Origin of the sequence: Brevundimonas sp. (assembly GCF_030704825.1) — a bacterium.
GTDB lineage: Bacteria > Pseudomonadota > Alphaproteobacteria > Caulobacterales > Caulobacteraceae > Brevundimonas.
Map to the genome: position 1 here is coordinate 13,123 of NZ_JAUYNX010000039.1, position 22,522 is coordinate 35,644.

Genomic DNA, 22,522 nt, shown 5'->3' on the forward strand with positions numbered 1-22,522 from the left:
CCGAGGAAGCCCGATGGAAAACTTCAAGATCGACGTCGACGCCGACGGCATCGCCCTGATCACCTTCGACGTCCCCGGACGATCGATGAACACCCTGACCTCGGGCGTGATGAAAGAGATCCCGGAGTGGGTCGAGCGGGTGAAGACCGACGACGCCATCAAGGGCGCGGTTCTGACCTCGGGCAAGGCGAGCGGCTTCTGCGCCGGCGCCGACCTCGGCGACATGGCCGGCGGCATGCTGGCCGGCGGTTCGTTGCAGGACGCCTATGACGCCGGCTGGAAGCTCAACGGCGCCCTGCGTGCGCTGGAGACCTGCGGCAAGCCGGTGGCCGCCGCGATCAACGGCCTGGCCCTGGGCGGCGGTCTCGAGCTGACGCTGGCCTGCCACTATCGCGTGGTCGCCGATGACTCGAAGATCCAGCTCGGCCTGCCCGAGATCAAGGTCGGCCTCTTCCCCGGCGGCGGCGGCACCCAGCGGCTGACGCGCCTGATCGGGGTGCAGGCGGCGATGACGGCGATGAGCGCCGGCTCGTCCTGGCGCCCGAACGACGCCAAGGGCGCCGGCGTTGTGCATGAAGTCGTGGCCAAGGGCGGCGAGGTCGAGGCCGCGAAGGCCTGGATCAAGGGCGGCGGCAAGGCTGTCCAGCCGTGGGACGACAAGGGCTTCAAACAGCCCGGCGGCGGCCCCTACCACCCGGCCGGCATCCAGAATTTCCTCGTCGGCAACGCCATGCTGCGCAAGCAGTCCTACGGCAACTATCCGGCCGTCCTGAACCTGATGAAGGCCGTCTATGAGGGCATCCAGGTGCCGATGGACGCCGCCCTGCGCATCGAGACCCGCTACTTCATCAAGACCCTGATGACGCCGCAGGCCCAGGCCATGATCCGCTCGCTGTTCCTCAGCAAGCAGGAGCTCGACAAGGGCGCCGTCCGCCCCGCGGGCGTGCCCAAGTCCGATCCCAAGAAAGTCACCGTCATCGGCGCCGGCATGATGGGCGCGGGTATCGCCTATGTGCAGGCGCTGGCTGGCATCGAGACCATCCTGATCGACCGCACCCAGGAAGACGCCGACAAGGGCAAGGCCCACGTCGCCGACCTGCTGAAGAAGCGCCTGTCGCGCGGCCAGATCACCCAGGACAAGTATGACGCCCTGCTGGCCTCGGTCGTCGCCACCACCGACTACGACCTGATCAAGGGCTCGGACCTGGTCATCGAGGCGGTGTTCGAGAACCGCGAGATCAAGGCCGACGTCACCAAACGCGCCGAGGCCCAGCTGGCCCCGGGCGCCGTGTTCGGCTCCAACACCTCGACCCTGCCGATCACCGGCCTGGCCGAGGCCAGCGTCCGGCCCGAGGACTTCATCGGCATCCACTTCTTCTCGCCCGTCGACAAGATGATGCTGGTCGAGATCATCCTCGGCGAGAAGACGGGCGAGGCCGCGATCGCGAAGTCGCTCGACTACGTCATGAAGATCAAGAAGACCCCGATCGTCGTCAACGACGGCCGCGGCTTCTACACCTCGCGCTGCTTCGGCACCTACGTCGCCGAGGGCATGGCCATGCTGGAAGAGGGCTACGCTCCCGCCCTGATCGACAACATCGGCCGCATGACCGGCATGCCGCGCGGCCCGCTGGAGATGCATGACGACGTGGCTTTGGACCTGTCGGTCAAGATCGCCAAACAGACCGCCGCCGACCTCGGCGACAAGTACCAGCCCCTGCCCGGCTCGCAGATCGTCCAGAAGATGGTCGAGGAGCTGGGCCGCTACGGCCGCAAGAACGGCATGGGCTTCTATGACTACGACCAGAAGCCCAAGAAGCTCTGGGCGGGCCTGGCCGAACTGGCGCCGGTGAAGATCGACGATTCCACCCCCGAACTGGTCGAGGACCAGAAGCGCCGCCTGCTCTACCGTCAGGCCGTCGAGGTCGCGCGCTGCTGGGAAGAGGGCGTCATCGACGACCCGCGCGAGGCCGATGTCGGCGCCATACTGGCCTGGGGCTTCGCGCCCTGGACCGGCGGCCCGATCACGATGATCGACCAGGCCGGCCTCAAGGCCTTCGTGGCCCAGGCGGACGACTACGCCGCCCGCTACGGCGACCGCTTCAAGGTCCCGCAGCTGCTGCGCGACATGGCCGGGAAGGGCGAGACCTTCTATGGAAACTTCGCCGGGAAGCAGAAGGCGGCGGCGTAATAGCGATGGAGATCGGGGCGATCAATCCGGGCTTCGCGACAGCCGCGGCGCTCGCCCTGATCACCTTCGCGGTCCACACCTTCGTGGGCGGGCGGTTCGCGGCCCGCCCCCTCCTGTCGACACAGAACTTCGACAAGGCCAGCCGCTGGCTGAACTACATGACCTGGCACATGGTCACGGCCCAGCTGCTTCTCATGCCGGCGGGCTATGCCTGGGCCGCAGTCCGGCCCGAGGCGGTCGAGGTCGCGGTGCTCCTGACCGTTCTCGCCGCCATCCTGTCGCCGCTCAGCGCCTGGGTGGCGATGAAAGGCGGGATCCAACCCTGGCGGTTCCCCTCCTCGTGGCTGTTCGCCCTGATCACGGCCGCCGGCCTGTGGGGGTTCGCAGGCTAGAGGTTCACCACTTCGAACCCATCCTCGGCGTGCAGCCGTTCGGCCAGGGCCGCGCGGTGACAACCGGCGTGGTCGGCCTCGAAGCACAGCAGGGCGGTCGGGCGGTCCTTCGCCATCTCGCGCAGCCGTTCGAAGGCCAGTTGCGAGGGCGGTTCTTCCATATGGACGGCGAAGATCTCCCGCATTTCGCCGACCCGGCCCTTCCGCGCCGCGTCGCGTCCCGCCTTGGGCGTCCCCAGGTCGCGCAGGTGGACGTATTCGATCCCGGCCTCGGCCAGGCTCGAGCCCAGCACGGTCCTGGAAAGGCCCGCCCGCCGCGACGCGGCCACCGCCCGAACATCGGCCAAAACCTGAACGCCAGCCGCCTTCAGCCGATCGATCACAGCCGCCTGGGGCTCTCCCTCATAGCCGATGGTGAACAGTTTCATCGTGGCTCCTCAGGGCAGCGCGCCGCCGTCGATCGCCTCGGCGACGCAGGCCTGCAGCTCGGCCCGGTACCCGTCCGGGTCGGCGGCCTTGCGCTCCGGCATTGAGACCCCGAGGGCTCGGCGTTGTTCCTCGGACCAGGTCGCCGGCATCCCCACCTCCGGAAGCCGCGCCGCCCACCAGCTGCGGATGAACCAGCTCGGTCCCGCCACCATCCCCGTCTCGCGCTGGGCCTCCGCGATCATCGCGTCCATATGGGCGAGGCAGAGTTCGGTCCGGGGCGGCGGCTCGGGCTCCGCGGCGAGCGCGACGGTCAGAAACAGGGCGGCGACGATCATGATCCTCCTCCTGACCGGAGCTTGACGGAGGTCCCGTGCTAAGGCGAGTCCGTTCTCCGCCAGACTCAGGAACCGTCAGATGCGCCGCACCCTTCTTCTCGCCGTCCTGCTCGGATCCGCCGCATGGAGCGCCCAGGCCCAGGAACTGCTGATCCGCGGCGGGACGATCTACACCGGGGTGGCCGAACAGCCGACGGCCGAGGTGGTCCTGGTCCAGGACGGGCGGATCGCCTATGTGGGCCCGGCCTCGGGCGTGCCGGACGTCGATTACGCCGAGACCCTCGATCTCGAGGGCGCGACGATGTTCCCCGGCTTCACCGACGGACACGCCCACCTTGACGGCATCGGCTGGCGCGAGTTGACGCTGAACCTCGAGGGCTCCGTCTCGGTCGCCGATGCGATGGCCCGGCTTTCAGCCTGGGCGCGGACGCATCCCCAGGGTCCCGTCGTCGGTCGCGGCTGGATCGAGACGCGCTGGCCCGAGGCGCGCTTTCTGACCGCCGCCGACCTCGACGCAGCCGCCCCGGGCCGGATCGTGCTGCTGGGCCGGGCCGACGGCCACGCGGTGGTCGCCTCGACCGCCGCCCTCGCCGCGGCGGGGATCGACGCCTCGACCGTCGCGCCTTCCGGCGGGGAAATCCTCAGGGGCCCCGACGGCCAGCCGACCGGCCTGCTGGTCGACGCCGCTGAACAGCTTGTGGCGGGCCTCATGCCCCAGGCCAATCCCGAGGCCCTGCGCGACGCCTACCGCGCCGGCTTCCGCGTCGAGGCCGCCTACGGCTGGACCGGGGTGCATTTCATGAGCGCCCCATGGAAGGACGTTCCGCTGCTGGAGGCCATGGCCGAGGCGGGCGAGGCGCCCCTGCGCATCTACAACAGCGTCACGCCCGACGGCGCGGCCGAACTGATCGCCGGGGGCCCGCGCAGCGTCGCGGACGGCCGGATCATCACCCGGGCGATCAAATACTATGCCGACGGGGCGCTCGGCTCGCGCGGCGCCGCCCTGTTCGAGCCCTATGCCGACCGGCCCGACACCACCGGCCTGATGCAGATCACGGAACAGGAGATCGTGCCCCTGTACCAGGCGGCCTTGCGCGGCGGCATCCAGGTCGCCACCCACGCCATCGGCGATCGCGGCAACGCCTCGGTGGCGGAGTGGTACCAGCAGGCCTTGGCCGGGGTTGGGCCCGGGGACCGGCCGAACGGCGCGGACGTGCGCTGGCGGATCGAGCACGCCCAGATCCTGCGACCCGCCGACTATCACTGGTTCCGGGACCTGCCGATCATCGCCTCGATGCAGCCCAGCCACGCCATCGGCGACCTGCATTTCGCCCCGGCCCGCCTGGGCGACGCACGGCTGGACGGGGCCTACGCCTGGCATAGCCTGGTCGATCTCGGCGTCATCGTGGTCGGCGGCTCCGACGCCCCGGTCGAGCGGGGCGCGCCCCTGATCGAATTCTACGCGGCCGTCGCCCGCGCCGATCTGGAAGGCTTCCAGGGCCCCGACTGGCGCCCCGGCGAGGCGGTGGACCGCGCGACGGCCCTGAAGATGTTCACCCTCTGGCCCGCCTACGCCAGCTTCCGGGAGGCCGAGCTGGGCACCATCGAGGTCGGCAAGCGGGCTGACTTCACCGCCTTCTCGGTCGACCTGATGACGGCGCCGGCCGCCGACATTCCCAAGGGCCACGCCACCCTGACCATCGTCGACGGCGTGGTCGTCTACCGCGCCGACTGAGCCCGGCGGCGGGTCGCGCCTTGATGCGTCCCGCCGTTGGCCCTAAGGGTTCGTCCGGCTCCGCGGGCGTGATGTAGTGGTAGCCTGAAAGCTTCCCAAGCTTTTCGTGCGGGTTCGATTCCCGCCGCCCGCTCCAAGCCGCCGCCCTATTCGCGGGTGACGGTCACCCCCCGGGCCTCGAGGATTTCCTGGACGCTGTCTTCCCCGGCCAGGTGGGCCGCGCCGACGGCGATGAAGACCGTCCCCGAACCTTCCAGCAGGGTCTGGATCTGACCGGCCCAGTCGGTGTTCCGCTGGACCAGCAGGGCCTGATAGAGGGCCTGGGATTCCTCGCGCATTTCGTCGACCGAGATTTCCTCCAGAGTGGCCACGTCGCCGGCGGCCCAGGCGTCGACCATCCGGTCCAGTTCGACGGTGGCGTCCTCCCAGGCTTCCAGCATGGCGCGCAGGAAGGCCAGTTGCTCGGCCTCGGGCATGCCGGCCAGGATGCCGATCTGTTTGTCGATGGTCTCCAGGCCATGCACCGGCCTGTCCCCGGCGCGGGCCTTGAGGATTTGCTCGACGCCGGACTGGGGATCGTAGCCGGCCTTGACCAGGGGCGCGACCGACAGGGTCAGGGCGGCGAACCACGGGCGGAACAGGTTCAGCCGGGCCGCGGGCAGGCCCGCGGCCGTCGCCGCGGCGTTCAGGTCGGCCATCTCGGCCTCGGTCAACAGGCTGGACAGGGGCCGGTCGGGCGACAGGCCGTGCTGCTGGATCAGGGGGATGATCGCCGTCTGGTCGTCGGGGTTGGATATCTCGAACCAGATCTGGTCGGCGCTGTCGAAGGCGGCGTCGACCCGGGCGGAGCCCCAGGCGGTGGTCGGGCGCAGCACATGGACCGTGCCGAACAGATAGAGGGTCGAATCGGCGTCGCGAACCACCCACAGGGCCGGACCCTGGCCCTGGGCCGGGGGGACGACACGCCCGGCGGGGCCGGGGGCCGGAACGGCTTCGGCCGCCTGGGCGAAGGCCTCGACGGGCTGCAGGGCCATGGCGGCGGCGAGGGTCAGGCCGAGCGCCGCGGCGAGGGCGGAACGGCCGGCGGCGGCGAGCGTCCTGAGCAGTCGGGAGGAGGTCACGTCGGGATCCTTACTCGGAAAAGATGGATTCGATCGACTGCCCGAACACATGGGCGATCCGGAAGGCGAGCGGCAGGGAGGGGTCGTAGCGGCCGGTCTCGAGCGCATTGACGGTCTGGCGGGAGACGCCCAGCGCCTGGGCCAGGTCGGCCTGGCTCCAGTTGCGTTCGGCGCGCAGCACCTTGAGGCGGTTGTTCATCCCGTCGCTCCTAGCGGTGCTTCAGCCACCAGGCGGCCCAGGCGATGCCATACCCCGCGATCTGGAACAACAGGATGGCGTACATGCCGCCCGCGACGAGTTCCGCGGCGCTGGCGCCCGCCGCCTGCGGGGTCGAGCCGTCGTCGCGCAGGGTGAGGGTGAGCAGCAGGATCGCGCCGACGGCCATGCCGCCGGAGCCGCCCCACCACCAGGCCCATTTGTGAGCCTCGCGCGCCGCCTCGTCGATGCCGCGCCACCACCAGACGCAGGCGGCCAGGGCCGCCGCCATGGCGAGAGCCATGAGGGCCACGGTCAGAGCCAGCCCCAGCGGCCCGGGCTGGTCGCCGAGCATGGAGCCGCCAGCGCCGGCGAGGGCGCCGACGACCGTCACGCCCAGCACCATGAGGACGAAGGTTCCGAGACCGAACGGTCGTTTGGGGCGGGCCGGCAGGTTCATGGGGAGCTTCCCGTCGTGATGACAAGGGTGTTTTACATGGTCCCGGCGGACTGTCAAGCAACCTTGTCTAAATGTCGGTACCCCCTGTCGCGCTATTCGGCGGCGACGTCGGCGGCGGGCGCGGCCAGTTCAGGACGGGAAAGGGAGCGCGGCGCCGTCTCCACCGGGGGCAGTCCGGGCAGGTCCTTGCCCTCGTGATCGACCTGGAGATCCTCGAAACGGCGCGCCGAAACCATGACCTGGCTTTCGAGCGAGCCGACGAACTGGTTGTACTTGCCCACCGCCGTATCCAGCGCCCGGCCCACGGCGGCGGCGTGGCCGCCCATGACCGAGAGCCGTTTGTAGAGCTCCTTGCCCAGTTTCGCGACCTCCTCGGCGTTCTTCGCCTGCTCTTCCGCGCGCCAGCCGTAGGCGACGGCCTTGCACAGGGCGAACAGGGTGGTCGGGGTGGCGATAAGGACGCGGGCCTCCATGGCCTGGGTGATCAGGTCCGGCTCATGATCGAGAGCGGCGGACAGGAAGGACTCGCCCGGCACGAACATGACGACGACGTCCGGGCTGGGTTTGAACTGGTCCTGATAGGCCTTGGACGACAGCTGGCGGACGTGGGTCTTCATGCTGGCGGCGGTGCGCAGGGAGGCGGCGCGGCCCTGGGCTTCCTCATCGCCGTCGGCGGCGTCGGGGAAGGCCAACGGCACCTTGGCGTCGATCACGAACATGCCGCCGCCCGGCATGCGGACGACGAAGTCGGGGCGTTGCTGGCGGCCCTGATCGTCGGCGGTCGAGGTCTGTTCGGTGAAGTCGAACCGGCCCGCCATGCCGGCGGCCTCGAGCACATTGCGGCAGGTCTGTTCGCCCCAGCGGCCGCGCCGCCCGGTGTTGCCCTTCAGCGCCTCGGTCAGGCGCCGCGCCTCGTCGCGGGTCGCGGTGGAGGCGGTCATCAGCAGGGCCAGCTGCTCCTTCAGCCCGCCGGTCTCCTCGTTGCGCGTCTTCTCCAGCGCCGCGACATGCTCCTGGAACAGTTTCAGCGTGTCGGCCACGGGCTTGAGCTGGGCCTCCATGCGCTGCTGGGCCATTAATTCGCGGGTGCGGAAGGTCTCGTCGGTGCGTTTCAACAGCTCCTCGGCGACGGCGTTGGCCGCCGTGTTGGCGGTCTGGGCGGCCTGGGCGCGGAGCAGTTCGGTGGAGGTCGCCGCCTGGTCCTCGAACAGGCGCATCCGGGCCTCGGTTTCGGCATGGCGCTCGCGCAGCTCCCAGGCCCGGGTTTCGGCCGCGGCGGCGCGGCGGCGCTCCATCAGGGCCCAAGCGAGGGCGATGACGGCGACGACCGAGGCGGCGAGAAAGGCGACGAGCGAAGCGTTCATGCTCCGTTCCTTAGCGGGAGTCGCCGGGCGTCGCCATGGCGTCCAATGTCGATTTTCACCCGGGTGAAAACCAGAAAATGGAGTCCCATGCGTCCAATGCGTCCGAAGAGGCCATTTGCATCCGGGTGAAAACCGGGAAAGCAGTCCCAAGCGTCCAATGCGTCCGAAGCGTCCATTTGCGTCCCCGACTGCTTTACGACGGCCCGAATGATCCTCCGCGCCGCAGCCTACACCGACCCTGCGTCAGAATCGGACGCAGGCATTTTTCCCTCCCGTCATCCTCGGGCTAGACCCGAGGATGACGGTCGTGGTGAGGCGGATCTCAGGCCGGCCTGCGCTGGCGCATCGCCTGGATGATGGTGCCGTCGTCCAGCCAGTCGAGTTCGCCGCCGACCGGCACGCCGCGGGCCAGGGAGGTGATCTCGACGCCGCTCCCGGCCAGCCGTTCGGCGAGATAGTGGGCCGTGGTCTGGCCGTCGACGGTGGCGGGCAGGGCCAGGACGACCTCCTTCGCCTCGCCGCCACGGACCCGGCCGACCAGTTCGGCCACCCTGAGGGCGTCGGGGCCGACGCCATCCAGCGCCGACAGCAGCCCGCCAAGGACATGGTATTTGCCGCGGAAGGCCCCCGAGCGCTCCATGGCCCACAGGGCCCCGGCCTCCTCGACCACGCAGATCAGGGCGTTGTCGCGGGCGCCGTCGGAGCAGATCGAACAGGGATCGCGGGTGTCAGGCGCGCCGCAGACGCTGCACGACGTGACCTTCGCCGCCGTCTCGGCCAGCGAGGCGGCCAGAGGCACCAGCAACTGTTCGCGCTTCTTGAGCAGGGCCAGGGCCGCGCGCCGGGCCGAGCGGGGTCCCAGACCCGGCAGCCTGGCCAGGAGGGCGATCAACCGCTCGATCTCGGGTCCGGCGGAGGCGGCCATGTCAGTCGGCGGCCGGGACGCGCGTGGCCTGGCCGTAGACGACCCGCCATTCGCCGTCGCGCAGAGCCCAGATGTCGATATAGCGCAGGGTCTGGCGGAAGGGCGTTCCCCCGTAGGTCCCCACCACGTCGACCGTGCCGCCCAGGGCCGCGCCGTCGGTCCAGACGTGTTCGACCGGGTCGCGCACGACGACCGGCTGCAGGTCCATTTCCGGCGCGGTGAATTCGGCGATATGGGCGCCCTTGTCCGTGCGCGAGCCGTCGCCGCCGACCAGAACATAGTCGTCGGCGATCAGCCGCTCCAGCGCGGCGCGATCGCCCTCGATCTGGGCGCGTTCGTACTCGCGCGCCTCGCGGGCGAGATCCGGCGGGACCTGGGCGAGGGCGGCCGTCGGCGCGAACAGCAGGGCGGCGGCCATGGCGGGTCCGCGCATCGGCAGCCTCATCAGAACAGCTTGGGCATGCCGGGGATGTTCATCCCGGCCATCGGCCCGGCGGCCTCGCGCATCAGGGCGCTGTTGGCCTCGTCCAGCTTGCGCTTGGCGTCGGCGTGGGCGGCGACGATCAGGTCGGCCAGAATCTCGCCCTCGCCCGGGACCAGCAGGCTGTCGTCGATGGTCACGGCGGTGATCTCGCCGGCGCCCTTGAGCGCGATGGCGACGAGGCCGCCGCCCGAGGTTCCGGACGCGGTGGTCTCGGCCATTTTCGCCTGGGCGTCCTGCAGCTTCTGCTGCATCGCCTGGGCCTGCTGCATGAGGGCGTTGAGATCTTTCATGCGCCCTAGATAGGCGGTTCCGTCCCTCGGCGCCAAGGGCGCGAACCGCCCCCGGCGACTGTATCTGTAACAGTTTGTGTTCTTATATCCTCTGGCCCTGCAATCCTTCATCCCCAATTAGCACTCATTGCTGTTGCTAATTCCAGTCCGAGGGAGACCCCATGGCCTACGACGCTCTTGCGACCCGCGACGCGCCCCTGTCCGACGACGCGCTGGACCAGCTGTTCACCGGCGCCCGCACGCGCAACGGCTGGACCGACCGCCCGGTGTCCAGCGATCTGCTGCGCCGGCTGTACGACCTGACCAAATTCGGCCCGACCGCCTTCAACGCCACGCCGGCCCGCTTCCTTTTCATCACCTCGGCCGAGGCCAAGGCCCGGCTGGCGCCCCTGATGGCGGAGGGCAACCGGGCCAAGACGCTGCAGGCCCCGGTCAATGTCATCATCGGCCAGGACATCGATTTCCACGAGCATCTGCCGGTGCTGTTCCCCCATGTCCCGGGCGTGAAGGACTGGTTCGCCGACGAGGCCCAACGGCGCCAGGCCGCCTTCCGCAACGCTTCGCTGCAGGGCGGCTACTTCCTGCTGGCGGCGCGGGCCCTGGGCCTGGACGTCGGCCCGATGTCGGGCTTCGACGCGGACGGCGTGAGGGCCGAATTCTTCGCCGGCACGGCCGTGGAGCCCAATTTCATCGTCAACCTGGGCTATGGCACGGACGAGAACCTGTTCCCCCGCTCGCCGCGCCTGGGCTTCGAGGAGGCGGCGTCGATCCTCTAGATCGTCAGCCCAGGCGCAGTTCGGGCGCCGCGGCCACGCCCGCGGCCTCGAGCGGCAGGTGCAGGATGAAGGCCGCCCCCTTGCCGGGTTCGCTCTCCACCTCGGCCCAGCCGCCGTGCAGTTCGACCAGGGCCTTGACCAGGGCCAGGCCCACGCCCGGACCGCCCCGCTCGCGCCGGACGAACCGGTCGAAGACGTGGGCCTGCAGGTGATAGGGGATGCCGCGCCCGGTGTCCTCGACCCGGATGCGGACCTCGGAGGTGGTGACCTCGGCGATCAGGGTCACGGCTCCGCCTTCCGAGACCGCCCGGGCGGCGTTGTCCAGCAGATGCTCCAGGGCCTGGCCCACCCGCTGGGCGTCGGCGCGGATCGGGCGCAGGGCCTCCGGGCATTTCACCGTCAGGGTCGCGCCCCGGCCCTCGATGCGTTCCCGTACCTTGCCGGCGGCGTCGTCCAGCAGGTCGCAGACCCGCACGTCGCCCAGCTGCAGCTCCATCTCGCCGGCGTCGATCTGGGCCATGTCCAGCACGTCGTCGATCGAACTGGCCAGCTGGCTGGCGGCGATGCGGATCGCGCCGGCGTGCTGGCGGCTGCGTTCGGGCAGGTCGGCCTGGGTCTCCAGCAGTTCGGAATAGCCGACGATGGTCGTCAGCGGCGTGCGCAGTTCGTAGGAGACGCTGCCGACGAACTCGCGCTTCAGGGCCGTCGATTCCTCCAGCGCCTGGGCCTTGGCGGCCAGGGCCTGCTCGAGTCCGCGCCGGGCGGTGACGTCGGAGAAGGCCACCAGGGTCGCGCCGTCCGGCAACGGCCGGGTCAGCCAGGAGGCGATGCGGCCATCGACGGTCCTGCCCTCGCCGGCGATCGGCACCCGGCTTTCGGGATCGGGATCCGCGACCCGGGCCTTGAGGCCCAGCCACAGGGCGGGGTCGGGCATGGTCGACTGGCACAGGGCGGCGACCGTGTCGAAGTCGCCCGCGGCGTCCAGCGCCTCGCCGCTGACGCCCCAGAAGGCGTCGAAGGCCTCGTTGTGCAGCCGGATGCGGCCGTCGGACCCGAACACGGCCACGGCGTCGTTCAGCTTGTCGAGGGTGGCCGTCTGGACCTGGATCTGGGCGTTGAACCGGCTGCGCAGCTTCAGTTCGTCGGTGATGTCCGAGAACAGCAGCAGCACCCCGCCCAGCGGGTGCGGCTGGCGCACGACCCTGAGCGTGCGCCCGTCCGGCAGGGACCAGCTGTCGTCGGGCGCGGCGGTCGAGGCGCCGTAGAAGTCCAGCTCATTGGCCTTCCAGCCGGCGTAGTCGATGACCTCGGGCAACAGGCGGCGCTGGCGCAGCCGGTCCAGCAGTTCGGCGTGGGTCGGACGCTCGTCCAGCCAGGCGGGGTCGATGTTGAACAGGGTCTGGAAGGCGGTGTTGTGAAAGGCCAGCCGCTTCGAGGGCCCGAAGATGGCGACGGCGTCGGCGAGGTGGTTCAGCGTTTCGTCATGGGCCTCGACGTGGCGGCGCAGGGTGTCGCGGGTCTCTTCCGCCTCGGTCATGTCGAGGGCGAAGGCCAGCACGGCCCCGGCCCCGCCGGGCGCCGGCTCGGCCACGATCCGCCAGGCCCGGCGACGGCCGCCCCCGGTGGTCCAGCGAAAGCCTTCCTGCCGCTGTTTCAGCCGCCCCGCCTCGGCCACCACGGCGTCGGCCCCGCGGTCGAAACTCAACCCCCGCTCGCGCGCCTCGTCGACGCTGTCGACCTTCATCTCGGCCAGCCACGCCTTGTTGGCCCAGGCCAGCCGGCCGGCGGCGTCGGCGATCCAGGTCGGGGCCGGATAGGAATCGGCCAGCAGGCCCAGGCCGCTTTCGGTCGCCGTGCCGACCAGCCCCAGCCGGGCCAGCCTCAGCCAGGCCGCGCCGGCCGCCGAGCGGCCCTCGACCGCCCAGGCGCCGCCGGAGCCCTCGAGCACGGCGTCGAAGGCCTCGCCCTGGTCGATCAGGGCGTTCAGCCGCGGGCCCGCGGCGGCGCGCACGGCGTCCAGCACGACCAGGGCCGGGTCCGACTCCGGCGCGTCCCCCTCGCCGAGGTCGCGGGTGACGGCGTCCCAGGCCTGGGCCGAGCCCAGGCGGCGGGTCTGACCGTCGGGGGTGAGCGCCAGACGAATGTCCTCGAAGGCCGCCAGCGCCCCGTCGCGGTCGGCGAGGTCGACCCGGGCGGCGGCCAGTTCGGCCTCGGCCCTGCGATTGCGGGCCGCCAGCCGGCGGCGCAGCCGGGCCGCCCAGGCGCTGAGGGCCAGGGCCAGTCCCGCGGCGCCCGCGGTCGCGACATAGGCGATGTCGGCCTCGGCCATTCCCATCCCTGCTTCGGAGCCCCGCGCCCCCGGGCCTCAAGCCGCGCAATGCGCGTCAGGCCCGACCAGAATCTGATTCGGTAACCATAACCCGCGTCGCCGGATTTGCGAGCGGGCGTCGAACGCCCGATATGGGCCCGATGACCGACTGGACCGATCAGACCGCGCCCTCGCTCGACGATTTCGCCCGGCTGGCGCGCGAGGCCTTCGACGCCCTGCCCGAACCGTTCCGCTCGCTGGCCGGCGAGGTGGTCATCCGCGTCGACGACTTCGCTGACGATGAGACCCTTGCGCTGATGGAGATGGAGGACCCGTTCGAACTGACCGGCCTCTACCACGGCGTCGACATCGGCCTGCGCGACCAGATGGGACCGGCCGCCGAGGCGTCGCGCATCTTCCTCTACCGCCGCCCGATCCTCGACGAATGGTGCGAGCGCGGCGACGTCGGCCTGTCGGAGATCATCGCCCACGTCCTGATCCACGAAATCGGCCACCATTTCGGGCTGGACGACGACCGGATCGACGTGATCGAGGACGAGCCGGATGATTAGTGGCCAGTGGCCTGTGGCTGGTGATTGGCGGTCGGGAAACGCGGACGGGGAAGCGCGCAATGACCACTCGCCACTGGCCCCTGGCCACTCGCCACTTCCTGCCCCCGCCTTAAATCCTTCCCGATCTGTGGTATAAGCCCCACCTCCCTCTCTTGCTGGATTGCCCCCTTGAGCCTCACGCTCGACCTTTCGCGCACGTCCGCCGCCAAGCCCGCGGCGCCCATCAACCTCTCGGGGCTGACGCGCGGGGGCCTGCGTCAGGCGTTGATCGAGGCCGACATCTGCCCGCCCGAGAAGGCGAAGATGCGGGCCAGTCAGGTCTGGGGCTGGATCCACCACTACGGCGTCACCGACTTCGCGGCGATGAGCAACATCGCGAAGGATACGCAGGCGAAACTGGCCGCGGCCTTCACCCTCGCCCGCCCCGAGATCGTCGAGCGCCAGGTGTCGAGGGACGGCACCCGCAAATGGCTGATCCGCACCGCGCCCGGCATCGAGATCGAGACCGTCTACATCCCCGACGTCGGCCGCGCCGGCGCCCTGTGCGTGTCCAGCCAGGTCGGCTGCACCCTGAACTGCACCTTCTGCCACACCGGCACCCAGAAGCTGGTACGCAACCTGACCGCCGCCGAGATCGTGGCCCAGGTCCAGGTCGCCCGCGACGACCTCGAGGAATGGCCGTCGCCCAGGGAAGACCGCCGCCTGTCGAACATCGTCTTCATGGGCATGGGCGAGCCGCTCTACAATCTGGACCACGTCGCCGACGCCATCGACATCATCTCCGACAATGAGGGCATCGCCCTGTCGCGGCGCCGGATCACCGTATCGACCTCGGGCGTCACGCCGCAGCTGGACGCGCTGGGAACCCGCACCCAGGCCATGCTGGCGATCAGCCTGCACGCCACCAACGACGCCCTGCGCGACGTGCTGGTGCCGCTGAACAAGAAATACGACCTGGCCCAGTTGATGGCCGGCATCCGCGCCTATCCGGGCCTCTCCAACGCCCGCCGGGTGACGTTCGAATATGTGATGCTGAAGGGCGTCAACGACAGCCCCGAGGAAGCGCGCGCCCTGCTGAAGCTGATCGAGGGCATTCCCGCCAAGGTGAACCTGATCCCGTTCAATCCGTGGCCGGGCACCGACTACGAATGCTCGGACTGGAAGACGATCGAGCGGTTCGCCGCCATCCTCAACAAGGCCGGCTACGCCTCGCCGATCCGCACCCCGCGCGGCCGCGACATCCTCGCCGCCTGCGGCCAGCTGAAGTCCGAGAGCGAGAAGGTGCGGGCCTCGGCCCTGCGCAAGGCCGGACAGGCCCCCGTCGAAGGCGTGATCGAGGCGGCCTAACCTCCGGTTACACCGGGACAAGATTCGTGATCGGGTGTGGCGCCGCCGGACTTGCGGATTGGGGCGAAAACCGGGCAATCGTCACGGACCTCTGAACCTCCGGATCAACATGGACTCCTCGGCCCTCTCCACCGTGCTCGACAGCGCCGAGGTCCAGGCCTTCGCGACCGGCTTTCCGACCACCCTGGCGCATCTGGGCGTGACGCTGGCGCTGATGACCGCCGGCGCGGTCATCTACGCCCTGTTCACGCCGTGGAAGGAGATCGCCCTGATCCGGGAGGGCAACGCCGCCGCCGCGGTCGCCTTCTCCGGCGTGCTGGTCGGCCTCGCCATCCCGCTGGCGGTCAGCCTCAGCGTCTCGACCTCGATCAAGGACATCGTCCTGTGGGGCGTGGCCACGGTGGTGCTGCAGCTCCTGGCCTTCCGGCTGGTCGACATGCTGCTGACCGGCCTGCCCCAGCGAATCCGCGACGGCGAGATCGCGGCGGCCGTCCTGCTGGTCGGGGCCAAGCTGTCGACCGCATTGATCCTCGCCGCCGCCCTGACCGGCTGACGCCATGGGTTTCCCCCGAGCGCCGGACTGGCTCGTCTATTCGCTGGTGGTCGGCGCCCTCGTGCTCTGGTCGCTGAACCGCCGCGAGAACGCCGACGCGCCGCCCGCGCCGCCCGCGCCCGACGAGGTCGAGGGCGCGCTTCTGGGTCCGGTCACCCCTTTCGACCCGGCCGTCACCGTCAACGCCCCCGACATCCCCTTCCAGCCCGCCTCGGGCACGGCCTTCTCGATCTCGCGCGAGGGCCGCTGGGTCACGGCCCGCCACGTGGTCGAAGGCTGCCGGCGCCCGGCCATTCTCGTCGGCGGCGGCCGCGCCGTCGCCGCCGACGTGCGGCTGGCGCCCCGCGCCGACATCGCCGTCCTGCTGACCCAGGGCGGCTCCGACGCGGTTCCGGTCATGGCCGCGCGGGGTCTGCGCGCCGGGCAGCGCGCCTTCCATCCCGGCTATCCCCAGGCCCGCGCGGGCGAGGTCACCTCGCGCCTGCTGGGACGCGAGACGCTGAAGGTGCGGGGCCGCGGCCAGCGCGACGAGCCGGTCCTGGCCTGGGCCGAGGTCGGCCGGACCGACGGCCTGGGCGGCACCCTGGCCGGTCTGTCGGGCGCCCCGGTGCTGGATCGCCAGGGCCGCGCCATCGGCGTCACCATCGCCGAGAGCCCGCGCCGGGGACGGATCTACACCACCTCGCCCGACACCTTCGGGCCGGCGGTCCGCGGCGTGCAGAAGGCCGACGAGCCCCTGACCGGCCGGATCATCACCGTCGACAACTACGGCCTCGTCGCCGACGACCTGCGCCGCGAACTGCGGATCGCCCAGGTGGTGTGCCTGTCGGCCTGAGGGTCTAGTGCAACGAGACGCTGTCGATGTTCAGGCTCGACAGCGGCACGACCTCGAGGTCCGGATATTTCGCCCGCAGGGCCTCAAGGAAGACCGAGGCGTCGCCGACGATCACCAGGCTGGCGTTGGCCGCCGGCAGGTGTTCGGCCGCGGCGGCCCGGATCTGGGCCGGGGTGACGGCGTTCACGTCGTCGTCGTAGGTGGCCAGGTTCGACAGCGGCAGGCCGTAGAGGGCCAGGTTGGCGACCAGGCCGCCGAGGCCGTCGACGGTCTCCAGCTGGCGCCCGAACGAACCGATCAGGGTCGCCCGGCGCGGGGCCAGTTCGGCCTCTGTGGCGTCGGTGGTCGACAGGCGGGCGATCTCGGCCAGGATCAGGTCGGCCACCTCCGGCACGGCGTCGTTGCGGGTCTGGGCCGAGGCCGAGAGAATGCCCTCGTCCTCGCGCACGCCCAGGCCCGAACTGGCCCCGTAGGAGAGGCCGCGCTTGATGCGGATTTCCTGGTTGAGGCGGGCCGAGAAGCCGCCGCCCATGACGGCGTTGCCGACCAGCATGGGGAAATAGTCCTCATCGGTGCGCGATATGCCGCGCATGGCCGCGATCACCGCCGCCTGCCCGGCGCCGGGCTGGTCGACCACGATGACGCGCGGCGCGACCGGCGGGCCGGCCGGGTCGTCGTTGGCGGCCACGGCGCCGGCCGGGTCGCTCCAGTCGCCGAACGCCTGTTCGGCGAGGGCCCAGGCGGCCTCGGGCGTGATGTCGCCCGAGAAGACCAGGGTCGCCTCGCTCGGCCGGTAGCGGCCCTCGTGGAAGGCGGTCAGGTCCTCGCGGGCCAGGCCGGGGATGCTGCCCGGCGTGCCCGAACCGGGCAGGGCGTAGGGGGCCTCGCCAAAGACGGCCCGGGCCGCGGCCAGGCCGGCCACCGGTCCGGGCTGCGACAGCTGCACCCGCAGGCCGTTCAGGGTCTGGGTCTTCTCGCGGTCCAGCTCCTCGGCGGCATAGGCCGGGTTGCGCACCACATCGGCCATCAGGGCCATGGTCTGCGGGAAGACGTTCGACGGCGAGGAGGCGAAGACATTGGTGAAGTCCGGGCCCGCGCCCGCGCCGATGTTGGCGCCCAGCCGCTCGATCTCGGTGGCGATCTCGGGGGCCGAGCGGCTTTCTGTGCCCTGGGTCAGCAGGGAGGCGGTGAAGTTGGCGACGCCGGCCTTGCCGGCCGGATCGTCGGACGTGCCGGCGTCGAAGCTCAGCCGGGCCGAAATCAGGGGCAGGCCGGGCTTTTGCGCGACCAACACCCGCATGCCGTTGGACAGGCGGCGCTCGGCCACCTGCGGCGTGGCCGCATCGACCGCCTCGCCGGGCTGCGGCAGGGGCGTGCGCTGGTCTTCGGGCAGCAGGGTCACCGGCTCGCCGGCGGGCGCGAGGGCGGCCAGGGTGACCGGGGCGGTGAACGCCTCCTGGACGGTCGACGCCGGATGTTCGTCGTCGGCCTGCAGATAGCGCATCGAAATGGCCCGGTCGTCGCGCAGATACTGACGCGCCACCCGCTGAACGTCGGCGACGGTCACCGCCTGGATGTCGGCCACGTCGCGGTCGGCCACGGTCGGGTCGCCGGTCATGATGAGGGTGTAGCCCAGTTGGAAGGCGCGGCCGTCGATGGTCTCCAGCCCGCGCAGGGCCTGCGCCACCAGTTCGGTCCTGGCCTCGGCCAGCTCGGCCTCGGTCACCGGCTCGTCGCGGATGCGGGCGATCTCGGCGCGAAGGGCGGCGAGGCCCTCGTCCGGCGTGTGGCCGGCGCTCATGATGGCCGTGGTGTTCAGCACCCCGACCTGCTGCTGCTGGCTGTTCGAGGAGCTGGCCGCGGTCGCGATCTGCTGGCGATAGACCAGCGCCTGGTAGAGACGGCTGCTTTCGCCGGTCGACAGGATGCCGTCCAGCACGTCCAGGGCCGCGCGGTCGGGATGGTTGTAGGGCACGGTGGGCCAGGTGATCTGCACCATCGGCAGGGGCACGTTGGGGCCGTAGAAGGTCGCGTCGCGCGCCGCGCCGAAGCTCTCGGGCACGTTGTTCACGGGCAGGGCCCGGTCGGGGTTCTCGATGGCGCCGAAATACTGGTCGATCCAGGCGTCCAGCCGGGCCTGGTCGAAATTGCCGGCCACGATCAGATAGGCGTTGTCCGGCCGGTAGAAGGTCTCGTGGAAGCGCAGCACGTCGTCGATGGTGGCGGCGTCCAGATCGGCGATCGAGCCGATGCCCGGACGGCGGTACGGGCTGTCCTGATAGATGAAGGCCTGGGAATGCAGGCGCTGGAAGCGGCCGTAGGGCGTCGACAGAACGCGCTGGCGGAACTCCTCCTTTACGACGTCGCGCTCGCTCTCGAACGAACCCTCGTCGACCACCAGCGACCCCATCCGTTCGGCCTCGGCGAACAGCATCCGCTCCAGGTGCTGGGCCGGCACAGTCTCGTAGTAGTTGGTCACGTCCAGGCCGGTGGAGGCGTTGTTCGAGCCGCCGACGTCCTCGGTCAGCCGGTCGAAGGTCTCCTGCGGCAGGTTGCGCGTCGCCTTGAACATCAGGTGTTCGAACATGTGGGCGAAGCCCGAGCGGCCTTCCGGATCGTCCTTGGCCCCGACCTTGTACCAGACCTGCACCGTGACATTGGACGTGGCCGTATCGCGGGCGGTGTAGACCCTCAGGCCATTCGGCAGGATCCGCTCCTGAAAGCCCAGAGGCGGCACGACTATGGGCGCGGGACTGTCCTGGGCGGCCACGCCGCGACCGGCTGCGTCGGCGGCGACCGCCATCCCGGTCTGGGCCGCGTCGGGTGTCATGGCCCAGGCGACGGTTCCCAGCATCAGGGCGGAAATCGAGACGGCGGCGAACAGGCGGGACTTCATGGGACACGGCTCCGGACGCCCGACGCGCGCGGGCCCGCGAACCCTATCAGGGCGAAAACCCGGCGCACCTTACGGAGTCGTAATGAAGCCGGGGCTCAATCCAGAGTCAGCGCTTCCGCCAGCAGTTTCGCCTCGGCCGCCCGGCTGGAGCCGGTGCGCCAGGCGACGACGATCTCGCGGCGCGGCGCCCTGGCGGCGATGGGGCGGACCACCACGCCGGGCATGTCGGCCAGTCCGGCCCGCACCGCCATCTCGGGCAGGAAGCTGACCCCCAGGCCCGCCGACACCATCTGCACCAGGGTGTGCAGGCTGGTCGCCGCGAAGACGTCGTCGCCCTTGGGCGGATCGATGTCGAAGGCGGCCAGCGCCTGGTCGCGCAGGCAGTGGCCGTCCTCCAGCAGGATGAGATCCTCGGCCCTCAGCGAGCCGGCCGGGATCGGGCCGGTTCCGGCCAGGGCGTGGCCGACCGGGGCGGCGGCCAGGATTTCGTCGTCGCCGATCCGGGCGTGATCCACGCCGTGCGAACTGTAAGGCAGGGCGATCACGGCCGCGTCCAGCTGACCCGCCTTCAGGCCCGCGATCAGGCGTGGCGTCAGGTCCTCGCGGATGAACAGCCGCAAGGCCGGCCATGCCAGTTTGATCCCCGGCAATTTGGCGGGCAGCAAAAAGGGGGCCACCGTGGGGATGACGCCCAGCCGGAACCGGCCCGACAGGGGCTTGCCCGCGTTCCTGGCCGCCTCGACCAGATCCTCGGTGCGGGTCAGCACGTCCTCGGCCCGCTTGACCGCTTCTGCTCCGACGGCAGTGAGCTGGACGTTGCCGCGCGTGCGCTCGACCACCGGCGCGCCGAGGATCTTCTCCAGCTCCTGCACCCCGGCCGACAGGGCCGGCTGGCTGACGTGGGCGGCCTCGGCCGCGCGGCTGAACGAGGCGTGTTCGGCCAGGAGCTTGAGGTACTGGAGCTGTCGCAGGGTCGGGAGCATGCGACCGACATAGGCGGTCGCTATGCCGGGCGCCATGGTTATCGACCTGCCCTATGCGGCGCTGTTATGCCGCCGCCGCGCCGAACTCCTCGTTCAGGGTTATGTCGAACCGGTCGGCGTTCATCACTTTCGTCCAGGCCGCCACGAAGTCCTTCACGAACTTCTGCCCCGCATCGGCCGAGGCATAGACCTCCGACAGCGCCCGCAGCTGCGAGTTGGAGCCGAACACCAGGTCGGTGCGCGTCGCCGTCCACCGTTCCTCGCCGCTGACGCGGTCCGAGCCCACGAAGGTCTCGTCGCCGCTGTCGTCGATCTGTTTCCACCCCGTCCGCATGTCCAGCAGGTTGACGAAGAAGTCGTTGGTCAGCTGCCCCGGACGATCGGTGAAGACGCCGTGCCTCGAGCCGCCGTGATTGGCCCCCAGCACGCGCAGGCCGCCGACCAGCACCGTCATCTCGGGCGCGGTCAGACCCAGCAGCTGGGCCCGGTCGACCAGCAGTTCCTCGGTCGGCACGTTGAACCGCACCTGCAGATAGTTGCGGAAGCCGTCGGCCCTCGGCTCCAGCACCGCGAAGCCCTCGACGTCGGTCTGGTCCTGGCTGGCGTCGGTGCGGCCCGGGGTGAACGGGACCTCGATCGGATGACCGCCGGCCTTCGCCGCCTGTTCGATCCCGACGCCGCCGCCCAGGACGATCAGGTCGGCGATCGAGACGTTCAGGCCCGAGTCCGCCCTGATCCGTTCATAGGTCTGCAGAACCTTCGACAGCTTGCCCGGCTCGTTGACGTCCCAGCTGCGCTGCGGCTCGAGCCGCAGGCGGCCGCCGTTGGCCCCGCCACGGTGGTCCGAGCCGCGGTAAGTGGCGGCGGCGGCCCAGGCGGTCGTGACCAACTCCGCGATCGACAGGCCCGAGGCCGCGATCCGCTCCTTCAGCGCCCGGACGTCGGCGTCGCCGATCAACGGCCCCGTGTGCTTCGGAATGGGATCCTGCCAGATCAGGTCCTCCGCCGGCACTTCCGGTCCGAGGTAGCGGACCCTGGGGCCCATGTCCCGGTGGCACAGCTTGAACCAGGCGCGGGCGAAGGCGTCGGCGAAATGGGCCGGATCGGCGCGGAACCGCTCCATGATCTTGCGGTATTCCGGGTCGAATTTGAACGCCATGTCGGCGGTTGTCATCATCGTCGGGACCTTCTTGCCCGGCGTATGGGCGGCCGGGGCCAGGGTCTCCGGCGGATTGCCGACCGGCTGCCACTGCTTGGCCCCGGCGGGGCTGCGGACCAGCTCATAGTCGTGGTCCAGCAGCATGTTGAAATAGTCCATGTCCCAGGTGATCGGCGTGGGCGTCCAGGCCCCCTCGATGCCCGAGGTGATGGTGTGGTCGCCCATGCCGCTCTCGTGGCCGGATATCCAGCCCAGGCCCTGCTGGGCGATGTCGGCCCCCTCGGGGCTCACCCCGACCTTCTTCGCGTCGCCCGCGCCGTGGGCCTTGCCGAAGGTGTGGCCGCCCGCCGTCAGCGCCGCCGTCTCCTCGTCGTTCATCCCCATGCGGGCGAAGGTCTCGCGAATGTCGCGGGCCGACTGCAGGGCGTCGGGCACGCCGCCGGGCCCCTCGGGGTTCACATAGATCAGCCCCATCTGGATCGCCGCCAGCGGCGACTCCAGCGCCATTTCCTTGTCCGGCTGGATGCGGGTCTCATTGCCCTCCTCGCCGACCCATTTCTCCTCGGTGCCCCAGTAGACGTCCTTCTCGGGCTCCCAGACGTCGGCGCGGCCGCCGCCGAAACCGAACACGGGCCCGCCCATGCTCTCGATGGCGACATTGCCGGCCAGGATCATCAGATCGGCCCACGACAGGCTGGCGCCGTATTTCTGCTTGATCGGCCACAGCAGCCGCCGGGCCTTGTCGAGGTTGCCGTTGTCCGGCCAGCTGTTCAGCGGGGCGAACCGCTGTTGCCCCGCGCCCGCGCCGCCGCGCCCGTCGCCGGTGCGATAGGTGCCGGCGCTGTGCCAGGCCATGCGGATGAAGAAGGGGCCGTAGTGGCCGTAGTCCGCCGGCCACCACGGCTGGCTGTCGGTCATCAGGGCGGTCAGGTCGCGCTTGACCGCCGCATAGTCCAGCGCCTTGAAGGCCTTCGCATAGTTGAAGCCGTCGCCCATCGGATCGCCGGTCCGGCCGTGCTGGTGCAGGATGTCGACGGCGATCTGGTTCGGCCACCAGTCGCGATTGGTCCGCCCGAGCAGGGACCGCAGGGCCGCAGGCTCCTTCTTCGGATCATTGAGGGGGGTGGGTCCGCCGGCGTTTCCGTCCATGGTTTCCTCCTGCGTCGAGCGC

General features: G+C 70.4%; 21 protein-coding genes and 1 tRNA gene. 9 read left to right on the forward strand and 13 right to left on the reverse strand.

What is annotated here, in order from left to right:
* Window positions 1-13: 13 nt before the first annotated feature.
* Together Q8Q71_RS16795 and Q8Q71_RS16800 are read left to right on the forward strand one after the other, a co-directional pair.
* On the forward strand, window positions 14-2,191 hold the full coding sequence (locus Q8Q71_RS16795) for a 3-hydroxyacyl-CoA dehydrogenase NAD-binding domain-containing protein (RefSeq protein WP_305760745.1): 2,178 nt from the start codon (window positions 14-16) through the stop codon (window positions 2,189-2,191).
* A gap of 5 nt (window positions 2,192-2,196) precedes the next feature.
* On the forward strand, window positions 2,197-2,583 hold the full coding sequence (locus tag Q8Q71_RS16800; protein WP_305760746.1) for a hypothetical protein: 387 nt from the start codon (window positions 2,197-2,199) through the stop codon (window positions 2,581-2,583).
* On the opposite strand, the gene Q8Q71_RS16805 is transcribed toward Q8Q71_RS16800, so the two are convergent.
* The gene (locus Q8Q71_RS16805; protein WP_305760747.1) at window positions 2,580-3,011 is read right to left on the reverse strand and encodes a DUF488 family protein; all 432 of its coding nucleotides are present in this window, start codon (window positions 3,009-3,011) and stop codon (window positions 2,580-2,582) included. The genes Q8Q71_RS16800 and Q8Q71_RS16805 overlap by 4 nt on opposite strands.
* A 9-nt stretch (window positions 3,012-3,020) precedes the next feature.
* A complete protein-coding gene (locus Q8Q71_RS16810; RefSeq protein ID WP_305760748.1) occupies window positions 3,021-3,347 on the reverse strand; it encodes a hypothetical protein in 327 nt (108 codons plus the stop codon).
* A 79-nt stretch (window positions 3,348-3,426) separates the two neighbouring features.
* On the opposite strand from Q8Q71_RS16810, the gene Q8Q71_RS16815 reads away from it, so the two are divergent.
* Window positions 3,427-5,082: an amidohydrolase gene (locus tag Q8Q71_RS16815; RefSeq protein ID WP_305760749.1), complete on the forward strand. Its 1,656-nt coding sequence runs from the start codon at window positions 3,427-3,429 to the stop codon at window positions 5,080-5,082.
* Between the two features lie 62 nt (window positions 5,083-5,144).
* Window positions 5,145-5,218 (forward strand) — tRNA-Gly (locus Q8Q71_RS16820).
* A 10-nt stretch (window positions 5,219-5,228) separates the two neighbouring features.
* Here the strand turns inward: Q8Q71_RS16820 and Q8Q71_RS16825 are convergent.
* The 7 genes from Q8Q71_RS16825 to Q8Q71_RS16855 all read right to left on the reverse strand — a co-directional run bounded on the left by Q8Q71_RS16825 (window position 5,229) and on the right by Q8Q71_RS16855 (window position 9,922).
* Window positions 5,229-6,203 carry a TraB/GumN family protein gene (locus tag Q8Q71_RS16825; RefSeq protein ID WP_305760750.1) on the reverse strand — a complete coding sequence of 325 codons (975 nt, stop codon included), beginning with the start codon at window positions 6,201-6,203 and terminating at the stop codon, window positions 5,229-5,231.
* Between the two features lie 10 nt (window positions 6,204-6,213).
* Complete coding sequence (locus tag Q8Q71_RS16830; protein WP_305760751.1) at window positions 6,214-6,402, reverse strand: helix-turn-helix transcriptional regulator; 189 nt, start codon at window positions 6,400-6,402, stop codon at window positions 6,214-6,216.
* 10 nt (window positions 6,403-6,412) lie between these two features.
* On the reverse strand, window positions 6,413-6,859 hold the full coding sequence (locus Q8Q71_RS16835; protein ID WP_305760752.1) for a hypothetical protein: 447 nt from the start codon (window positions 6,857-6,859) through the stop codon (window positions 6,413-6,415).
* 92 nt (window positions 6,860-6,951) lie between these two features.
* A complete protein-coding gene (locus Q8Q71_RS16840; protein ID WP_305760753.1) occupies window positions 6,952-8,223 on the reverse strand; it encodes a DNA recombination protein RmuC in 1,272 nt (423 codons plus the stop codon).
* Window positions 8,224-8,545: 322 nt separating this feature from the next.
* Window positions 8,546-9,148 carry a recombination mediator RecR gene (gene recR, locus Q8Q71_RS16845; RefSeq protein WP_305760754.1) on the reverse strand — a complete coding sequence of 201 codons (603 nt, stop codon included), beginning with the start codon at window positions 9,146-9,148 and terminating at the stop codon, window positions 8,546-8,548.
* A gap of 1 nt (window position 9,149) precedes the next feature.
* Window positions 9,150-9,581, reverse strand: coding sequence for a nuclear transport factor 2 family protein (locus tag Q8Q71_RS16850; RefSeq protein ID WP_305760755.1), 432 nt, complete (start codon window positions 9,579-9,581; stop codon window positions 9,150-9,152).
* Between the two features lie 11 nt (window positions 9,582-9,592).
* Window positions 9,593-9,922 carry a YbaB/EbfC family nucleoid-associated protein gene (locus Q8Q71_RS16855; RefSeq protein WP_305760756.1) on the reverse strand — a complete coding sequence of 110 codons (330 nt, stop codon included), beginning with the start codon at window positions 9,920-9,922 and terminating at the stop codon, window positions 9,593-9,595.
* 161 nt (window positions 9,923-10,083) lie between these two features.
* On the opposite strand from Q8Q71_RS16855, the gene Q8Q71_RS16860 reads away from it, so the two are divergent.
* Window positions 10,084-10,698: a malonic semialdehyde reductase gene (locus tag Q8Q71_RS16860; protein WP_305760757.1), complete on the forward strand. Its 615-nt coding sequence runs from the start codon at window positions 10,084-10,086 to the stop codon at window positions 10,696-10,698.
* Between the two features lie 4 nt (window positions 10,699-10,702).
* Here the strand turns inward: Q8Q71_RS16860 and Q8Q71_RS16865 are convergent, their stop codons facing one another.
* Window positions 10,703-13,027 carry an ATP-binding protein gene (locus Q8Q71_RS16865; protein WP_305760758.1) on the reverse strand — a complete coding sequence of 775 codons (2,325 nt, stop codon included), beginning with the start codon at window positions 13,025-13,027 and terminating at the stop codon, window positions 10,703-10,705.
* A gap of 140 nt (window positions 13,028-13,167) precedes the next feature.
* Between Q8Q71_RS16865 and Q8Q71_RS16870 the strand changes: the two genes are divergently transcribed.
* The 4 genes from Q8Q71_RS16870 (at window position 13,168) to Q8Q71_RS16885 (ending at window position 16,313) form a co-directional block, all read left to right on the forward strand.
* Window positions 13,168-13,578, forward strand: a complete 411-nt coding sequence (locus tag Q8Q71_RS16870) for a metallopeptidase family protein (protein WP_305760759.1) — start codon at window positions 13,168-13,170, stop codon at window positions 13,576-13,578.
* A 168-nt stretch (window positions 13,579-13,746) separates the two neighbouring features.
* Entirely contained in the window at window positions 13,747-14,925 is a 1,179-nt protein-coding gene (gene rlmN, locus Q8Q71_RS16875) for a 23S rRNA (adenine(2503)-C(2))-methyltransferase RlmN (protein WP_305760760.1), read from the forward strand.
* Window positions 14,926-15,034: 109 nt separating this feature from the next.
* A complete protein-coding gene (locus tag Q8Q71_RS16880) occupies window positions 15,035-15,478 on the forward strand; it encodes a DUF350 domain-containing protein (protein ID WP_305760761.1) in 444 nt (147 codons plus the stop codon).
* A gap of 4 nt (window positions 15,479-15,482) precedes the next feature.
* A complete protein-coding gene (locus Q8Q71_RS16885) occupies window positions 15,483-16,313 on the forward strand; it encodes a serine protease (protein ID WP_305760762.1) in 831 nt (276 codons plus the stop codon).
* Between the two features lie 4 nt (window positions 16,314-16,317).
* On the opposite strand, the gene Q8Q71_RS16890 is transcribed toward Q8Q71_RS16885, so the two are convergent.
* The 3 genes from Q8Q71_RS16890 to katG form a co-directional block, all read right to left on the reverse strand.
* On the reverse strand, window positions 16,318-19,209 hold the full coding sequence (locus Q8Q71_RS16890) for a pitrilysin family protein (protein WP_305760763.1): 2,892 nt from the start codon (window positions 19,207-19,209) through the stop codon (window positions 16,318-16,320).
* Between the two features lie 95 nt (window positions 19,210-19,304).
* Window positions 19,305-20,192 (reverse strand): hydrogen peroxide-inducible genes activator, encoded by an 888-nt coding sequence (locus tag Q8Q71_RS16895; protein WP_305760805.1) that lies wholly within the window; start codon window positions 20,190-20,192, stop codon window positions 19,305-19,307.
* Between the two features lie 64 nt (window positions 20,193-20,256).
* Window positions 20,257-22,500 (reverse strand): catalase/peroxidase HPI, encoded by a 2,244-nt coding sequence (gene katG, locus Q8Q71_RS16900; protein ID WP_305760764.1) that lies wholly within the window; start codon window positions 22,498-22,500, stop codon window positions 20,257-20,259.
* Window positions 22,501-22,522: the final 22 nt, after the last annotated feature.